Below are 17354 nucleotides of genomic sequence, written 5' to 3' on the forward strand. Positions count from 1 at the left end.
ATGCTTTTTGATAAGTCGAGAACTTGCGCTTTTATAAGCGTTGATGAACTTTGACATTTCAGTATTTGGATGTGCTTTGAACAAAATATGCACATGGTCAATATCATGATTCCATTCAACTAAGGAAATATTATAATTTTCACCCAATCGAACAACCATATCTTTCACATAGTCAGATATGGTATCGTCAATCACTTTTCTACGATATTTCACGACCAGAACAAGATGATAATATAATGAGAACATCGAATGATTATTATTAATTTCATTGATACAACAGCCTTTTATTTATCTAAGACTGATTATATCACAACAAAATAAAGAACCAACTTTAGGCTACGCCTAACCGAAATTCATCTCCCACTTTCACTGGTGACGAAAGCACCTTCACGTTTAGAAGTGGGAGACTTCTCTCGGAGGAAAACTAAAACATATCCTATCCGGTAAGACAAAATAGAAACGCTGCATGTTGTGCTAAGAAAAATTCACAGGTAAACGCGTTACCAGTTTTTCCTCCCCACAAAAAAAGAACGCAGACTCGTCCGTCTGCGCCAAGGGTTCTTAATTATAAAAGGGGTCAATTAATTATCTTCAATATATACCTATTATGTTTCAACAACGTTACAACGCTATTAAAAATTTATGACCGTTTGTCAATGGCTTACTTTAGACTCTTCGTGCAGCTTTTCGTTCAATTCTTCCACATAATGTTGGGCAGACAGGGCCGCATCAGCGCCGTCGCCTGTCGCAGTTACGACCTGGCGTAGCGTTTTTTCGCGTACATCGCCGGCAGCGAAAATACCTGGTACCCGTGTTGCCATGCGCTCATCGGTTTCGATATATCCCGCTTCGTTGGTAATACCCAGGTTTTTCACCGCGCTAGAAAGCGGATCCATACCTACGTAGATGAAGACACCGTCCGTTTTGAATTCAGTTTCTTCACCCGTTTTCTTATTATGCAGCAACACGGATTTGACAGTTCCATCACCGCGGATTTCTTTTACTTCCGTATCCCAGATAAACTGGATTTTTTCGTTTTCAAACGCGCGTTTCTGCAGAATTTTTTGCGCGCGAAGCTGGTCGCGGCGGTGAATGATCGTCACCTTTGTCGCAAAACGCGTGAGGAAGACCCCTTCTTCTACTGCGGAATCACCGCCGCCGACAACGACAAGCTCTTTTCCGCGGAAGAATGCGCCGTCACATACCGCGCAATATGAAACGCCGCGGCCGGAGAATTCTTTCTCGCCCGGAACGCCCAGTTCACGGTGTTCTGCTCCGGTTGCTACAATAACAGACTTCGCTTTAAATTCTTTGTCTCCCACTTTCACTACTTTATACGGATAACCGTCTACAATCTCCTTAATGTCGCCGTATTGATATTCAGCTCCAAATTTTTTTGCATGTTCAAACATTTTAGTGGAAAGATCCGGACCAAGGATCGATTCAAAGCCAGGATAGTTTTCAATTTCTTCGGTATTTGCCATCTGCCCGCCTGGAATTCCTCGCTCAATCATCAATGTACTCATGTTGGCACGAGAAGTATACACGGCAGCTGTCATGCCTGCAGGACCCGCTCCAGCAATAATAACGTCATAAATTTTTTCTTGGCTCATGCTTCCTACCTCCTAGTTACCTATATCTTACCTCAACAGTAGAGGAGATACTCGCCTTCATCGAAAAAATTCGATTTAAAATCTTTATTTATAATAACTCTAAATAAATAAATTGTCTATAATGCGTCACTTTCGATGTTTTGATCTTCTTATCATCCTCATAATATATACAAATACACCCCGGTATGTACCGGGGTCTTTACAGAATTTTGTCTCTCTCTATTTAAGGCAATGTACATACAGCGGTGATTAACTTATAATTACGCGCCAAGGAAGCAGCAGAGACACCGTAGCGAGCCGCGACTTCTTCTTGCGTGATCGCGTAATTGTACCGCCGAGCAATGACGTATTCTAACGACGCGGCCCATGCTTCTTTTTTACGAATCGTCGGCACGTTCGGATATGTTTTTCCGATATAATCTATCCACAGCATTTGGGCTTCCTGCTGTTCCAGCACGTCATACCTGTCCTGCATATGAACACGCAAGCACTCGGCAACTTCCTGCCACTTTTCCGTCCAAACAGGTACTATTGATCGCAACCGAAAATCAATAATTCTTGTCTGCTGATTAATAATGGCCTTGTATGGTTGTTCCGCTCCCATTTTACGAAGAACGAAAATGACTAATTTTTTCAAATAGTCGTCTTCCACCGGATTCATTAAGAATCCCCGCAGCGCTTCTTCTACTTCACTGTCCGCAATATAAGCGAACGCTTGAATAACTTGAAATTTCGTATCGCGATCGCCAAAGCGAAGCGCCCAGAGAAGCGAAGAGCGAAGCAACGGATTCCGCTTCCACTCCTGGTTAATTTCATCAGACGACGTCTCTATACTTCCAAACGGAAACGTATCATGAAATGGAAGCTGATAATGGTACGAAGCTTCCGAAATCGCTTGACCGCCGATCTTACGCTGTTGTATCTGCCTTAAATAATAAGGTGCCACCTTTTCGGACGGATCAATGCGCTCGACTTTTTTCCATAAAGATTCGGCCTCGCCTATCCTTCCCGTATTGTAAGCGGCTACTGCAGTATAATGCAGTATATATAAGTCGCCCTGTCCTGTGCGGGGAACCATCTTGCGGAACAGAAAGTAAGCCGCTTCGTCTTCGCCCAGAATCCCAAGAGTGGTCGCTAGTTTGTATGCGAGATCAAAATGATAAGGTATGATCTTTTTTAGAACAGCTAATAATTGTTCCAGCTTTTCCTGATTGCGCAAATGAGAATAAAAAACGGCTAGATTGCACAGGCCATGAATATTGCATGGATCCTCTTCCAACACCTGCTGAACGGTTTCCATTGCTTTTTCAAACCGTCCCATATAGTAATAACAAAGCGCTAAATTATTGCGTGCCGCAATAAAGTCAGGATGCCCTTTAATGATCGAAAGCAATAAGCGAGCCGCTTCGTTAAACCGTCCCTCTTCCAGCAAACGGCGCGCGCGATCATGTTGAAACACAACTTCAAGGCTGGTATCACTTTCTGATTGACGAGGTCTATCCTGTAAATGAAATTCGATATATTCCCGTAAGTCTTCCGCTTCTTCCGCATAAATCGGTTCAGGAAAACTTTGTAAATATTTCAAGATATATTGTTCAGCCAGTTCGAATTCCATCATATTGGCATAGTTGCTGGCAAGATAAAAATAACATTCATCAAGTGAGGGGTCGACTTCGTCGAGCACATGCCAAAGAATCCGATTGGACTCTTCATATTTGCCGAGTTCAGCCAATATGCCAGCCATACTGCAATAATAATCTGGATTGTTCGGCTCAATTTCAACCGCCTTTCGCAAATAGCGAAGAGCTTTTTGAAAATTAAGCTTATCAAGATAGCGCATTGCCCACTCGTAATAGAAATCTGCATCCATATGAATCGGAACAATTTTGCCCTTCTTTTTCGGCGCATATTGCTGCTTGGCCATATGTCCCTCCAAATTTATCTTCCTTATTGTTTAAGTATACCACACTTAAGATAGCCTTCTCTATAGAACAAACGCCCGGAGCAAACGAATGGTTTTTTGTACCTCCTTAGAAAACAAAAAACACCACTCCCCTTAAAAGATAGGGGGAGCAGTGCTTCCGTTCAAAAATGCCGCAAAAAAAGTCAAATTTTTTTTGCGGCATTTGCTATGCTAAATTTAGCAGCAAGGGGATGAGAAAATGGTTTACGATACAGAAATTCAAAAAGCGAGCAAATTTATAGAAGATCATTTACAAGAGGAGTTGTCTCTAGAATGCGTTTCTGGCGAGGTCGGATTTTCGATGTACCATTTCCATCGAATTTTTCAAAAAGAAGTAGGGATGACGGTCGCGGATTATATACGAAGAAGAATTACGAACGCTGCCAGTATGTTGCTTTATACAAAAGAACGTATTCTGGATATCGCTCACCTGCATCGCTTCGAATCACAAGATCAATTCGCTACTATGATGCCATCATTTAAAGCAAATAAATACAAAGGGAAGCGCCTCAAATTATCGGCCTTTATTAAAACAGAAACTGTTGAAGGGTTTTGTGGATTATGGAGGAGAGTTGACAACGCCTCCGATGATATTCTCCAATTTGATAATATGTCAAACCGCCCGATTACGAAAACAACGAATTGGAACCGTTACTCAATTGTATTAGATGTACCTGAAAATAGTGCGACGATTTCTTTCGGTGTTTTACTTAACGGTAAAGGGCATGTTTGAATCGAGCACGTTACGTTTGAGGAAGTAGATGAAAATGTACCAACTACAAATTTAGAATTTTGCAGTCATCTTTTAGATGAACCAGTCAATTTATCGTTTGAAGAGGAATTTAAGCGTATCTTGTAGCAAAGAAGCCAAAAAAAGGATGAAAAAAATAAAATTGTTTTTCTTTATCGTGGGGGTCAACAAACTCCTTATAAATAAAAGAGGCTGTCTCAAAGTCATGGGGACAGCCTCTTTTCTAAAATTTATTATCCCTTGATTACTTCTTATTGCATTACCTCGCGTGACGTTTCTCCAATTCTTGAAGTACCGCATCAAACGGCAGTTTCTGCTCACGAAGCAGCACAAGCAAATGAAACAGTAAATCGGCCGCTTCATATCGCAGTTCATCATGACTGCGGTTTTTCGCCGCGATAATCACTTCGCTCGCTTCTTCGCCAACCTTCTTCAAAATCTTGTCCACACCTTCCGTGAACAGGTATGTTGTGTAAGAACCTTCCGGCATTTCCGCTTCACGAGTCGCAATTAACGTTTCCAGACGGTTAATGATAGCAAAACGATTCTTGACTTCCTTCTCATCAGCAGGCGAATTTTCGGCTACACCTGCTTCTTCGCCAAGCAGAGAATCGCTAAAACAGGAATACACGTTTTTATGACAGGCGGGACCCGCAGGAATCACTTTGACAACCAGCGCGTCACTGTCGCAATCATACAACACGTCCACCACTTTCTGCACATTCCCTGACGTAGCCCCCTTGTGCCACAACTCCTGGCGCGAACGGCTGAAGAACCATGTCTCCCTTGTTTCCAGTGTCTTCTGTAGCGACTCTTTGTTCATATAGGCGAGCGTAAGCACTTCTTTGCTCTGCGCGTCCTGCACAATCGCCGGGATTAAACCACGATCGTCAAACTTAACATGATTTATGTTCATGTACTACCGTCTCCTCTACCAAACGTATCTCGATGTCTCTCTCGCACAGATACTGTTTTACTTCTTTAATGGAGGTTTCTTTGTAGTGAAAAATGGAAGCAGCGAGCGCCGCATCCGCTTTTCCTTTCACGAATGCGTCGTAAAAATGCTGTTTTGCTCCGGCGCCACCCGAAGCAATGACAGGGATACGAACCGCTTCAGATACTGCGCGCGTAAGCTCCAGTGCGAAACCATCCTTTTGTCCGTCACAATCCATACTAGTTAACAAAATTTCCCCTGCACCCAATTCTTCGACCTGTTTCGCCCATTCTACCGCGTCAATACCGGTTGCTTGGCGCCCACCGTGCGTATACACTTCCCAGCCATCGCCATCCTCACGCGCTTTAGCGTCAATTGCCACTACAATGCATTGACTCCCGAATATCTCTGCACCTTCGCGCACCAGTTCCGGACGCTTAACCGCCGCCGTATTAACAGAAACTTTGTCGGCTCCGGCACGAAGCAAACGACGCATATCGTCCACCGTATTAATGCCGCCCCCTACTGTAAACGGGATGGTTACATTTGCAGCCGTATTCTCAACAACCCCCACCATCGTCTCTCGCCCTTCATGTGAAGCTGAAATGTCAAGAAAAACAAGTTCGTCCGCTCCTTCTTCACTGTAACGCCTTGCCAGTTCCACCGGATCACCCGCATCACGCAGATTCACAAAGCTGACGCCTTTGACGACGCGCCCTTCTTTTACATCCAAGCAAGGAATAATTCGTTTCGCGAGCATTTAGACTACCTCCCCGATCCGTTTCAGTGCCTGCGGCAATTGTACTCGCTCCGTATATAATGCTTTACCGACGATGGCGCCCCCCACACCATCCTTTGCATAACGAGCCAATTCAAGCAGATCTTCCTCTCGGCTCACGCCTCCGGACACGATCACATTCTTCCCGGTTGCACGCGCCAGTCGTACAATTGCTTCTGTATTCGGCCCCTCAAGCGTACCATCGCGGGAAATATCTGTATAAATAAAGGTTGCTGCCCCTTTAGCTATAAGCGCTTTGGCCAATTCTTCTGCCATCACTTCTGATGTCTTCAACCAACCGTGTGTCGCCACATAACCGTCTCTGGCATCAATGCCAATCGCCACTTTGTCACCGTACCTGGTTAGTACTTGCTCAGTAAACGGCTCATCCTGAATCGCTGCCGTACCAAGAATCACCCGGCTCACACCGCCTGCAATATACTGCTCGACGTCTTCCATGCGCCTCAATCCCCCGCCGACTTGCACCGGAACATCAAGCTTGCGGGCAATTTCTAATACGATTTCGTCATTTATCGGTTTACCTGCTTTTGCGCCATCTAGATCAACTAGATGAATCCATTCTGCTCCCTGGGCCGCCCACTGCTTTGCTATCTCAACCGGCGAATCGCCATACACCGTTTCTTTATTGTAATCGCCTTGCAGCAAGCGCACGCACTTGCCACCCCGAATATCAATCGCCGGATAAATAATGAAATCCATCTCCCCACTCCCTCTCTGTTGCCTGCTTACTTTACACGCGCTGTTTTGCACATCTTCGTGAAATTCTCAAGCAGTTTCATGCCAACCGCTCCGCTTTTTTCCGGATGAAACTGCATGCCATACACGTTTCCTTTTCCGACTACTGCAGGTACTTCCTGATAATAATCCGCTGTCGCGAGCAGAACAGAACGGTTCTCCTTCGTCGGCTGCAGAAAATATGAATGCACGAAATAGACATATCCTTCGGGTACGCCTGCAAAAATCGGGTTAGCCTGCAAAAATGTAAGCCTGTTCCAGCCCATATGCGGAATTTTATAATCGCCCTGAAAACGTTCCACGCGTCCCGGCAGAATGCCAAGTCCTTCATGCTCGCCGTGCTCGGTGCTCATGTCAAATAGCAGTTGCATACCGAGGCAAATGCCAAGCAACGGCTTGCCATTCGCCGCCAGATCACGAATCGGCTCCACGAGACCGCGCTCCCGCAAATTTTTCATCGCGTCACCAAAGGCCCCCACTCCTGGAAGAATGGCGCCTTCCGCATGCGAAAGAGCTTCTACGTCCGACACAAATTCATACCTGTAGCCAAGACGTTCTATCGCTTTGCTAACGCTATGCAAATTGCCCATGCCATAATCAATGATTGCAATCACTATAACATCCCCTTCGTCGACGGAACACCTTTTACCCGCGGATCAATCGCTGTTGCTTCATCCAACGCGCGACCGAGCGCCTTAAACACCGCTTCAATCATATGGTGCGTATTGTGTCCGTAATGCACAATAATATGCAGCGTAATGCGCGCTTCAAGCGCCAGCTTCCAGAAAAATTCATGAAAAAGCTCCACCTGGAAATTGCCAACATTGGTAGACGGAAACTGAGCGCGGTATTCCAAATGCGGACGGTTACTAATGTCGACAATCACCTGGCCAAGCGCCTCATCCATTGGCACAAACATGCTGCTATAGCGTTTGATGCCTTTTTTATCGCCCAGTGCTTCACGAAACGCCTGACCAAGGCAAATCGCAATATCTTCCACCGTGTGATGGTAGTCGATTTCAATATCCCCTTTAGCGTCCACCATTAAATCGAAATGACCGTGCTTCGTAAACAAATCAAGCATATGTTCAAGAAACGGGACACCGGTTTTAAGTTCCGTCTCCCCTTCTCCATCTATATTAAAAGAAAGTTTAATATCCGTTTCGTTTGTTTTTCGTTCAATTGCTGCCCGACGCATAGCTGTTACTCCCCCTATTCTCCTTCATTATCCAATCGCATCTGGATCGCCCGCGCGTGCGCTTCCAGTCCCTCCTGGCGAGCCAGCGCTACAATCTTACGACCGTTCGCCAGCAAATCCTCCCGGCTATAAGCAATTATGCTTGATTTTTTGAGAAAATCATCCACGTTCAACGGCGAAGAAAAACGCGCCGTTCCATTTGTCGGCAATACGTGGTTCGGTCCTGCAAAGTAATCGCCGACCGGTTCAGAGCTATACGCTCCCAGAAAAATCGCACCGGCATTCCTGACTTTTCCGATGTATGCCATAGGATCTTTCACCATCAGTTCCAGATGCTCCGGAGCGAGTCGGTTGACAACCTCCAGTCCTTGTTCCAGGCTTTCCACCACGCAAATCGCACCGTAATCCCGAATGGACGCTTCCGCAATCTCTCTGCGCGGAAGTTCGGCCAATTGCCGCTCCACTTCCTGTCGTACCGCTTCCGCTAGCTGCGGACAAGCGGTCACAAGGACGGCGGAAGCCATTGTATCGTGTTCAGCCTGGGACAATAAGTCGGCCGCCACATATGCCGGATTCGCTGTTTCATCCGCCAGCACGACAATCTCGCTCGGCCCCGCCACCATGTCGATATCCACGAGACCAAATACCTCGCGCTTGGCCAGCGCAACATAAATATTGCCCGGACCGACGATTTTATCTACCGGTTTGATCGTTTCCGTTCCGTATGTTAAAGCGGCAATCGCCTGAGCGCCACCCACTTTGTATACTTCCTTAACGCCCAGTTCATACGCCGTAACCAGCACGCCTGGATTTATCTTGCCATCTTTACCGGGTGGAGTTACCATCGCGATTTCCTCTACACCAGCCACCTGTGCCGGAATCGCGTTCATCAGTACGGATGATGGATACGCGGCCGTACCACCCGGCACATACAGACCGACACGGGCAAGAGGCCGAATCAACTGTCCAAGCATCGTGCCGGATTCTTTTGTAGTTAACCAAGACTGACGCATTTGGCGGCTATGATAATCGCGAATATTGGTGGCCGCTTCGCGGATAGCCTCACGTACTTCCGGGCGGATTTGCCGAACCGCCTGGACAAATTCTTCTTCCGTTACTTTCATTGTGTGCAATTTGATGCGGTCAAATTGCTCGGTAAAGCGGATTACCGCCGCATCTCCTTCCGTTTTTACCGCCTTGAGAATTTTCAGCACCGTGGCCCGCTGCGCCTCTGTCCCAGTCTCCACATCGCGTTGGGTGGAAAAATCAGCCGCATCGACGATCTTGATCATGAATTAACTCTCCTCCACTATTGAAGCAAATTTCTCATATATATAGTCGACCGCTTCGCTCTTCATCCGATAGCTCACCCGGTTTGCGATTAAGCGGGTTGTAATCGGCATGATTTCTTCAAGTTCAACAAGCCCGTTTTCTTTCAGCGTACGCCCGGTCGATACAATATCAACAATCCTCTCCGCTAATCCGATAAGCGGTGCCAATTCGATAGAGCCATTCAGCTTAATCACTTCCACCTGCTGCCCCTGTTCACGAAAATATTTAGACGCCACTCGCGGGTACTTGGTGGCAACTCGGGGTGTACCGCCGGACGGCTTCCAGTCCGGTAACCCGGCGACCGCAAGGCGGCAACGGCTGATTTTTAAATCAAGCAGCTCATACACATCGCGCCCTTCCTCCAGAAGCACATCTTTTCCAACAACTCCGATATCAGCCACACCATACTCAACGTATGTCGGCACATCCGTCGGCTTGGCGAGAATAAATTCTAAATTCGCTTCCGGTACCGGAACAATAAGCTTGCGCGAATCATCAAACTCCGGAGGAAGAGAAACGCCGGCTTTGCGCAACAATTCTGCCGCTTCTTCGAAAATCCGGCCTTTCGGCATGGCTATAACCAATTTTTCTTCTGTTTTTACCGCCACGATGCTTCCTCCTCCGTCAGATCAATAACTTCTGCATATTGCGAAAAATCAAGGGCCGCAAGCTCTTCTTTCCGCTGCGCAATGACTACTGCACTGTTTTCCTCGCGCAACTTCCGCGCCCTCTCCAGCGCTTCCATACGCTGTTCCGCACTATATAAAATCAGGAATTTGCTCGGCTGTTCCGGCTGATAGTCCACCGCCTCCAGCAGGCTATCCATCTGCACCGCAAATCCGGTTGCAGGACACGGACGACCAAAGCGCGCCATCAGTCCGTCATAGCGGCCACCCGTGCAAATCGCAAACCCCTGATTGGCGGCATAGCCTTCAAAAAGAATACCTGTATAATAGTCCAAGTTGCGCAGCAAATTCAAATCGAGCAGGACATATTTTTCAACCTGATACGCCTCAAGCGCTTCCCACAATTGTCTTAAATTAGTAACAGCCTTGCGTGCCTGCCCGTTCACTGTGATAGATTCCGCCCTGTCGATCAGTTCCTTGCCGCCGCGCAGTTTCAGCAGTTCATAAAGCCGCGCTGCGTTTTCCCGCGAAAGATGCAACCCCTGTACATAATGACGGAAGCCTACATAATCGCGGTGATACAAAAATTCTTTCAGCCTTTCGCGGTCTTCCAGTCTTTGGACAATCTCCTCAAGCAGACCTTCAAGAAAACCGATATGACCCACCGCTATTTTAAACACTTTCACCCCTGCCGCTTTTAGAACAGATACAGCGAGCGCAATCGCTTCGGCATCCGCATCAACGGATGCTGAGCCGATATATTCAATTCCGAGTTGTGTAAACTCCGCATTGCGCCCCGCTTCGTTTCTCTGCGCACGAAACACGTTCGCGGAATACATCAACCGCAACGGAAGCGGTTCTTCTTTCAAAAGCGAAGATGCGACCCTAGCAATAGGCGCCGTCATGTCCGGACGCAGAACGACGGTTTTGCCTTCGCTGTCCAGCAATTTAAACAATCTGTTATCGAGCGTTGCACTTGCTTCTCCGACCGTGTCGTAATATTCAAGCGTTGGGGTGCTAATTTCCTGGTATCCCCATTGTTTCATACAGGCTTTTACTCGCTTTTCCAGCCAGCGCTGTTTTTCGAGGAGATCGGGAAGGATATCCCGCATTCCCAGCGGTTTTTCAAATCCTAACGGCTTTGACATCCTGGCTTCTACTCCTTTTCTCTATCCTTTAGTTTGGTAGCGAACTAAAGGATTTCTCGTTGAGAGTAGTCTACCATTCATTGATTTATCCGTCAATACAAAAAAGCGAACCGGAAATATCCGGTTCGCATGTTGCTGGCTAATGCGCCTTTTTTAAACTTCATTGATTTTCCGCAAGGAAGTTATCCGCACCGCTTTGGCAAAAGCAATGATGCTGTTCACGGCTGCCGAATGATACGCATAGGGTTGCCGCCGACGAAAGCGCCCGGCGGAACATCCTGATTAACGAGCGTAGCCGCGGATACAACCGCTCCATCCCCGATGGTCACGCCTGGAAGAATCGTCGAATTTGCGCCAATCATCACACCTGAGCCGATTTTTACATTTCCCAAACGGTATTCGTCAATTAAATATTCATGGGCCAGAATTGTCGTATTATAACCAATAATCGTATTGGAGCCAATAGAAATCCGCTCTGGAAACATCGTATCAATCATCACCATTAACGCAACCGCCGTATTCTCGCCAATCCTCATCCCGAGAAACGTGCGATACATCCAGTTTTTTAGCGGCAGCCATGGGATATAGCGAGCCAGTTGTACAACAATAAAGCATTTTACCACTTTCCAAAAACTTACCGTTTTGTACATCTGCCAGAGCGAGTTTGGCCCCTGAACCGGATAGCGTTCGGTTTTCCGCTTCGCCATCTTCCACCTCTTACCATTGTCGAATTGGTTTTTTCACAATCTGGATCAGCTCCGTCATGTCACTCAACAAATAAGTCGGGTTAAAAGACGACAGAAAGGATGCGCCTTTCATGCTCCAGGCTACACCGGCGGAAGCAATGCCGGCGTTTTGTGCCGCCTGAATGTCATATTGGCTGTCTCCCACCATCAGCGTCCTGGCCGGATCGGCCTTCAAATTTTGCATCGCTTTCTGTATAGGCTCCGGATGTGGTTTATGGTTCTTGGTATCCTGGTAGCAAATCACGGTATCCATATATTTATCAAGCCCAAACAGACGTAAGCCCATCTCTGCCGTTTTGCGCTGTTTGGTAGTTACGATTCCCATTTTGATGCCCATTTCAGCAAGTTCTCCTACCGTCTCAAGCACGTTCGGAAACTCTTCCACCAGCTCATCATGTACGCGTTCATTATGTTCGCGATACACCTGTACCAATTCTTCCGCCCGCTCCGGATCGAATAATGCCATCTGATCGTACAACGGCTTGCCCATATGCGGAATGAGATCCTCCCGCGTATACTTACCGGGATAAAACTTTTCAAGCGTGTACATAAACGATGTGAGGATTAAGTTATTCGTATCGATTAAAGTTCCATCAAGATCAAATAAAACATATTCATATTGATACATCAATACACCTCGTTCCCTTCAAACCAAAATTCCGTTCTATGCTTCACCGTATCTTTTGGTAGCATATCCCATTTTTCGCAATACCACCATCATAATGAGTGCAAATGCGATGAGAAGCAGACTTATAACCTGAGCCATGCGCAGCGTTTCCGTCAACATTAAACTATCCGTACGCATTCCTTCCACAAAAAAGCGTCCGATAGAATACCAGATAACGTAAGTAAGGAACAGATCTCCTCGCTTTAACGGTAACAAGCGCCGGATGGTGATTAAAAGAATGAAACCGAGAAGATTCCAGAGCGATTCATACAAAAATGTCGGATGATAATACGAATATGTATTCGTCACCGGATCAAAAATGTACATCTGATTAATAATAAACTGCGGCAAATGCAAGTTCTGCAAGAATTCGAGACTCACCGGCCCCCCGTGCGCTTCCTGATTTATAAAATTGCCCCAGCGCCCGATGGCTTGTCCGATAATCAAACTCGGCGCAACCACGTCCACCAGCCGCCAGAATGAAATTTTTTTGATGCGTGAATAAATATACGCTGTCAATATAGAAGCAATAAGCGCGCCGTGGATCGCAATGCCGCCGTGCCAGACGGCGATAATTTCCTCCGGGTGGGAACGATAATACTCATCCCAACGAAAAATCACGTAGTAAATACGCGCACCAATAATAGCAGCAGGCACCGCATACATCACAACGTCCATAATCGTTTCCGGATCCATGCCAACCTGTTTCGCTTCACGCAGCGCCAGTAGCAAGCCGACCAGCGCAGCCGTCCCCAGAATAATTCCGTACCAGTGTACGGATAACGGGCCCAGTTGAAATGCAATCGGGTCAATCGCCTTCGTCATGTTGTGTTATGCCTCCTCGAATTCAAATATCTTCTACTGCTTCCTCGATCGTATCTGTCAGCTTCTTGCTGAACACAACCGCTGCGTTGTAGCCCATACGCTTCAAGCGGAAGTTCATGGCCGCCACTTCTACGATAACAGCTAGGTTGCGGCCCGGGCGCACCGGAATCGTAATCTGCGGCACTTCCGCGTCCATAATCTTTAGTTTTTCCTCATCAAGACCGAGGCGATCATATACTTTCTGCGGATCCCAAATTTCCAAACGAATAACAAGCGAGATTCGTTTGTAATTGCGAACAGCCCCGGCACCGAATAAGGTCATGACGTTAATGATCCCCAGCCCGCGAATTTCCAGCAGATGCTGGATCAGCTCCGGCGCGCTGCCAATCAACTGATTCTCCTGTGTCTGCCGGATTTCCACCGCATCGTCCGCGACAAGACGATGGCCGCGCTTGACAAGCTCCAGTGCAGTTTCACTTTTTCCAATCGCGCTTTGTCCTACCAACAAAACGCCGACCCCGTATACATCGACCAATACCCCGTGCATTGTGGTCGTTGGAGCAAGCCGTCCTTCCAGATATGTAGTCAGCTTACTGGATAACTTGGTAGTTGGAAGCGACGAAATCAACACCGGAATGCTGCGAGCCTCCGATTGACGAATCAGCTCTTCCGGCACTTCGCAGCCATGTGCTATGCATATGCAAGGCGTTTTCTCATCAAGCAACTTGTTAATCCGCTCTTCTCGTTCAGCTTCACCAAGCGTTACAAAAAAGCCCAGTTCCGTTTTGCCAAGAAGTTGTATGCGCTCAGCCGCATAAAAATTAAAATACCCCGCCATTTCAAGGCCAGGACGGCTAATATCGCTTACCGTAATCTCGCGCCGCAACCCCGCTTTTCCGCTCACTACCTTCAGCTGAAAGTGATTCACAATGTCGCGCACCTGGGTTTTCTTCAAGAAGCTCCACCCTTTCCCTACATCATAATATTTTAATTGTATCATACAGCCATTATGAATTTGAAAATACGAGTCAAAAAACGGGACGACCAAACAGCACACACATCCCTTTTCCGAAAAAACATACGTGAGATGGAAAAGCAATGAAAACGTTTGGCGTCCCGTTCTTTATGGATTGCCGTATCTCCTTTATGGCTGCATCTGCAAACGTGCTTCAGAGCGCTTGCGGTCACGCTCCAAAATCGGCGCCAGGAATTGTCCGGTGTACGATTCTTCAACCTTGACGACCTCTTCCGGCGTGCCTTCTGCGACAATCATCCCACCGCGGCTACCACCTTCCGGCCCAAGATCGATAATATAGTCGGCCGTTTTAATGACGTCCAGATTGTGCTCAATCACAAGCACGCTGTCACCGGCATCCACCAGGCGCTGCAACACTTTCAACAGGCGGTCAATATCATCAATATGAAGGCCTGTCGTCGGTTCATCCAAAATGTACAGCGTCTTGCCGTTACTGCGGCGGTACAACTCTGAAGCCAGCTTCACGCGCTGGGCTTCCCCGCCCGACAGCGTGGTGGCCGGCTGACCAAGCTTAATATAGCCAAGTCCCACATCATACAACGTTTGCAATTTGCGTTGAATGCGCGGAATGTTTTTAAAGAACTCCAGTGCATCCTCTACCGTCATTTCCAAAACATCAGCAATATTTTTGCCTTTGTAGCGCACTTCCAGCGTCTCGCGATTGTACCGTTTGCCATGACATACTTCACACGGCACGTATACATCTGGCAAAAAATGCATTTCGATCTTGATAATGCCGTCGCCGCGGCATGCTTCGCACCGGCCGCCTTTTACATTGAAACTAAACCGACCCTTTTGGTAGCCACGCACCTTCGCTTCATTCGTCTGCGCGAACAGATCGCGAATATCATCAAACACTCCGGTGTATGTAGCCGGATTGGAGCGCGGCGTCCGCCCGATCGGAGACTGGTCGATGTCAATCACTTTATCCAGGTGTTCAAGCCCTTCCAGCTTGCGGTATGCGCCCGGTTTTTGCTTTGATTTGTGCAATTCGCGGGCCAGCGCTTTATGCAAAATTTCATTAATAAGCGTCGATTTGCCCGAACCGGACACTCCGGTTACACACGTAAACACGCCGAGCGGCACTTTCAAATTCACATTGCGCAGGTTGTTTTCCTTCGCCCCGAGCACTTTAATCCATTTGCCGTTCGGCTTGCGACGCTCCAGCGGCACCGGGATGAATTTTCGGCCGCTCAAGTACTGACCTGTTAGCGAATGTTCATCATTCATCACTTCCTGGGGCGTACCCTGCGCCACAACCCGTCCGCCGTGGATGCCAGCCCCCGGCCCAATGTCAATAATATAATCAGCTGCCAGCATTGTATCCTCGTCATGTTCAACGACGATCAACGTGTTGCCTAAATCGCGCATATGTTCAAGCGTCTTGATCAGGCGGGCGTTATCGCGCTGGTGCAGACCAATGCTCGGCTCATCAAGAATATATAGTACACCCATCAGACTGGAACCGATCTGCGTCGCCAGACGAATGCGCTGAGCTTCTCCGCCTGACAACGTGCCAGCGGAACGACTCATCGTTAAATAATCAAGACCGACATCGATTAAGAACTGCAGGCGCGCTTTAATCTCTTTCAAAATCAGGCGGGCAATCTGCATTTCTTTTTCCGTCAGCTTGAGGTTATCGAAAAACATGTAGGCGTCGGCAACGGACAAATCGGTAATGTATGCGATGTTTTTCCCGTTGATCAGCACGGACAATACTTCCGGACGAAGACGGTGCCCTTTGCACGCCGGGCATTTTTTCTGACTCATATACATCTCCAACTGCTGGCGCACATGGTCAGATCCCGTTTCACGATAGCGCCGTTGTACGTTGTTCACGACTCCTTCAAACGTCATATACGTATCACGCACCGTTGGGCTAAAATCGCTCTTGTAGCGAAAATGTATTTGTTCGTTACCGCTCCCGTACAACAGCACATGCTGCTGCTCTTCCGTCAGTTCTTCGAACGGCTTGTCCATATCGATGTTATAATGTTTGGCCACACAGGTCAAAATCTGCTCATAATAATTAGAAGTAGCGCTGTTCCATGGCTCCAACGCGCCTTCGTTAATGCTTTTGGACGGGTCCGGTACAACTAAATCCGGATCGACTTCTAGCTGACTGCCCAAACCGTCACATTTGGAGCAGGCACCGAACGGACTGTTGAATGAGAACATACGCGGTTCCAAATCCGGCATGCTAAACCCGCATATCGGGCATGCGAGATTCTGACTGAACAGCAGTTCTTCCTGTCCGATAATATCCACCAATACCCGTCCTTCGGCAAGGCGCAACGCTGTCTCCAACGAATCGGCAAGACGGCTCTGGATGCCTTCTTTTACTACAATCCGGTCAACGACCACTTCAATCGAGTGCTTCTTATTTTTCTCTAGCTTGATCTCTTCCGATAGATCGCGCACTTCTCCATCAATGCGAACGCGCACATAACCCTGGGTACGAATTTCATTAAGCAGCTTCACATGCTCGCCTTTACGTCCCTGCACAAGTGGCGCGAGGATTTGCAGGCGCGTTTTTTCCGGATAAGCGAGAATACGATCTACCATCTGCTCCACGGTTTGCGCCGTAATCTCCACGCCGTGTTCCGGGCAATACGGCCGCCCAATGCGGGCAAAAAGAAGACGGAGATAATCGTAAATCTCCGTGACCGTTCCCACGGTAGATCGCGGATTGCGGCTCGTCGTCTTCTGATCAATGGAAATAGCCGGTGACAAGCCGTCGATAGAGTCCACATCTGGTTTGTCCATCTGCCCAAGGAACTGGCGCGCATACGCGGAAAGGGATTCGACATAGCGCCGTTGTCCTTCCGCGTAAATCGTGTCAAACGCCAGCGAAGATTTGCCTGAACCGGACAGCCCAGTCAATACAACGAACTTGTCGCGTGGAATCGTGACGTCTATATTTTTTAGATTATGGGCGCGTGCGCCCTTGATGACAATATTTTCGCGGCTCATCTGTTCTT

At 47.6% G+C, this 17354-nt stretch carries 16 protein-coding genes and 1 pseudogene; 1 reads left to right on the plus strand and 16 read right to left on the minus strand.

What is annotated here, in order from left to right; translation table 11 throughout:
- The 3 genes from tnpA to BLR88_RS15770 form a co-directional block, all read right to left on the minus strand.
- A partial coding sequence (tnpA, locus tag BLR88_RS15760) for an IS200/IS605 family transposase (RefSeq protein WP_091261172.1) occupies positions 1–273 on the minus strand: 273 nt, incomplete at its 3' end.
- Positions 274–653: 380 nt separating this feature from the next.
- Entirely contained in the window at positions 654–1613 is a 960-nt protein-coding gene (gene trxB, locus BLR88_RS15765; RefSeq protein ID WP_057897551.1) for a thioredoxin-disulfide reductase, read from the minus strand.
- 223 nt (positions 1614–1836) lie between these two features.
- Entirely contained in the window at positions 1837–3537 is a 1701-nt protein-coding gene (locus tag BLR88_RS15770; RefSeq protein ID WP_057897550.1) for a tetratricopeptide repeat protein, read from the minus strand.
- Positions 3538–3775: 238 nt separating this feature from the next.
- On the opposite strand from BLR88_RS15770, the pseudogene BLR88_RS15775 reads away from it, so the two are divergent.
- A pseudogene (locus BLR88_RS15775) lies at positions 3776–4435 on the plus strand (helix-turn-helix transcriptional regulator).
- Between the two features lie 151 nt (positions 4436–4586).
- Here BLR88_RS15775 and hisIE read toward each other — a convergent pair.
- The 13 genes from hisIE to uvrA all read right to left on the minus strand — a co-directional run bounded on the left by hisIE (position 4587) and on the right by uvrA (position 17346).
- Positions 4587–5243 (minus strand): bifunctional phosphoribosyl-AMP cyclohydrolase/phosphoribosyl-ATP diphosphatase HisIE, encoded by a 657-nt coding sequence (gene hisIE / locus BLR88_RS15780; RefSeq protein ID WP_057897549.1) that lies wholly within the window; start codon positions 5241–5243, stop codon positions 4587–4589.
- Complete coding sequence (gene hisF / locus BLR88_RS15785) at positions 5224–6021, minus strand: imidazole glycerol phosphate synthase subunit HisF (protein WP_057897548.1); 798 nt, start codon at positions 6019–6021, stop codon at positions 5224–5226. The genes hisIE and hisF overlap by 20 nt, the downstream gene beginning before the upstream one ends.
- Complete coding sequence (gene hisA, locus BLR88_RS15790) at positions 6022–6759, minus strand: 1-(5-phosphoribosyl)-5-[(5-phosphoribosylamino)methylideneamino]imidazole-4-carboxamide isomerase (protein WP_091261157.1); 738 nt, start codon at positions 6757–6759, stop codon at positions 6022–6024.
- A 26-nt stretch (positions 6760–6785) separates the two neighbouring features.
- Complete coding sequence (gene hisH / locus BLR88_RS15795) at positions 6786–7409, minus strand: imidazole glycerol phosphate synthase subunit HisH (RefSeq protein ID WP_091261159.1); 624 nt, start codon at positions 7407–7409, stop codon at positions 6786–6788.
- Positions 7409–7993 carry an imidazoleglycerol-phosphate dehydratase HisB gene (gene hisB, locus BLR88_RS15800; protein WP_091261161.1) on the minus strand — a complete coding sequence of 195 codons (585 nt, stop codon included), beginning with the start codon at positions 7991–7993 and terminating at the stop codon, positions 7409–7411. The genes hisH and hisB overlap by 1 nt, the downstream gene beginning before the upstream one ends.
- Before the next feature lie 14 nt (positions 7994–8007).
- Positions 8008–9282, minus strand: coding sequence for a histidinol dehydrogenase (gene hisD / locus BLR88_RS15805; protein ID WP_091261174.1), 1275 nt, complete (start codon positions 9280–9282; stop codon positions 8008–8010).
- A gap of 6 nt (positions 9283–9288) precedes the next feature.
- Entirely contained in the window at positions 9289–9936 is a 648-nt protein-coding gene (hisG, locus tag BLR88_RS15810; protein ID WP_091261164.1) for an ATP phosphoribosyltransferase, read from the minus strand.
- Positions 9924–11099 (minus strand): ATP phosphoribosyltransferase regulatory subunit, encoded by a 1176-nt coding sequence (locus tag BLR88_RS15815; protein ID WP_091261166.1) that lies wholly within the window; start codon positions 11097–11099, stop codon positions 9924–9926. Before BLR88_RS15815 ends, hisG begins: the two co-directional genes overlap by 13 nt.
- 218 nt (positions 11100–11317) lie before the next feature.
- Positions 11318–11806 (minus strand): acyltransferase, encoded by a 489-nt coding sequence (locus BLR88_RS15820; RefSeq protein ID WP_057897540.1) that lies wholly within the window; start codon positions 11804–11806, stop codon positions 11318–11320.
- A gap of 10 nt (positions 11807–11816) precedes the next feature.
- Positions 11817–12473: a pyrophosphatase PpaX gene (gene ppaX, locus BLR88_RS15825; RefSeq protein WP_057897539.1), complete on the minus strand. Its 657-nt coding sequence runs from the start codon at positions 12471–12473 to the stop codon at positions 11817–11819.
- 36 nt (positions 12474–12509) lie between these two features.
- Positions 12510–13337 carry a prolipoprotein diacylglyceryl transferase gene (gene lgt / locus BLR88_RS15830; protein ID WP_057897538.1) on the minus strand — a complete coding sequence of 276 codons (828 nt, stop codon included), beginning with the start codon at positions 13335–13337 and terminating at the stop codon, positions 12510–12512.
- Positions 13338–13359: 22 nt separating this feature from the next.
- Positions 13360–14292, minus strand: a complete 933-nt coding sequence (hprK, locus tag BLR88_RS15835) for an HPr(Ser) kinase/phosphatase (protein ID WP_091261169.1) — start codon at positions 14290–14292, stop codon at positions 13360–13362.
- A gap of 189 nt (positions 14293–14481) precedes the next feature.
- A complete protein-coding gene (uvrA, locus tag BLR88_RS15840) occupies positions 14482–17346 on the minus strand; it encodes an excinuclease ABC subunit UvrA (RefSeq protein ID WP_091261176.1) in 2865 nt (954 codons plus the stop codon).
- Positions 17347–17354 lie beyond the last annotated feature (8 nt).

The sequence above is a fragment of the Aneurinibacillus thermoaerophilus genome, assembly GCF_900099925.1.
GTDB lineage: Bacteria > Bacillota > Bacilli > Aneurinibacillales > Aneurinibacillaceae > Aneurinibacillus > Aneurinibacillus thermoaerophilus.

Coding starts and splice junctions, on each gene's coding strand:
- ppaX (WP_057897539.1), bottom strand. CDS start 12,473: ATGTATCAATATGAATATGTTTTATTTGATCTTGATGGAACTTTAATC.
- BLR88_RS15770 (WP_057897550.1), bottom strand. CDS start 3,537: ATGGCCAAGCAGCAATATGCGCCGAAAAAGAAGGGCAAAATTGTTCCG.
- hisF (WP_057897548.1), bottom strand. CDS start 6,021: ATGCTCGCGAAACGAATTATTCCTTGCTTGGATGTAAAAGAAGGGCGC.
- lgt (WP_057897538.1), bottom strand. CDS start 13,337: ATGACGAAGGCGATTGACCCGATTGCATTTCAACTGGGCCCGTTATCC.
- hisB (WP_091261161.1), bottom strand. CDS start 7,993: ATGCGTCGGGCAGCAATTGAACGAAAAACAAACGAAACGGATATTAAA.
- hisIE (WP_057897549.1), bottom strand. CDS start 5,243: ATGAACATAAATCATGTTAAGTTTGACGATCGTGGTTTAATCCCGGCG.
- uvrA (WP_091261176.1), bottom strand. CDS start 17,346: ATGAGCCGCGAAAATATTGTCATCAAGGGCGCACGCGCCCATAATCTA.
- trxB (WP_057897551.1), bottom strand. CDS start 1,613: ATGAGCCAAGAAAAAATTTATGACGTTATTATTGCTGGAGCGGGTCCT.
- BLR88_RS15815 (WP_091261166.1), bottom strand. CDS start 11,099: ATGTCAAAGCCGTTAGGATTTGAAAAACCGCTGGGAATGCGGGATATC.
- hisA (WP_091261157.1), bottom strand. CDS start 6,759: ATGGATTTCATTATTTATCCGGCGATTGATATTCGGGGTGGCAAGTGC.
- BLR88_RS15820 (WP_057897540.1), bottom strand. CDS start 11,806: ATGGCGAAGCGGAAAACCGAACGCTATCCGGTTCAGGGGCCAAACTCG.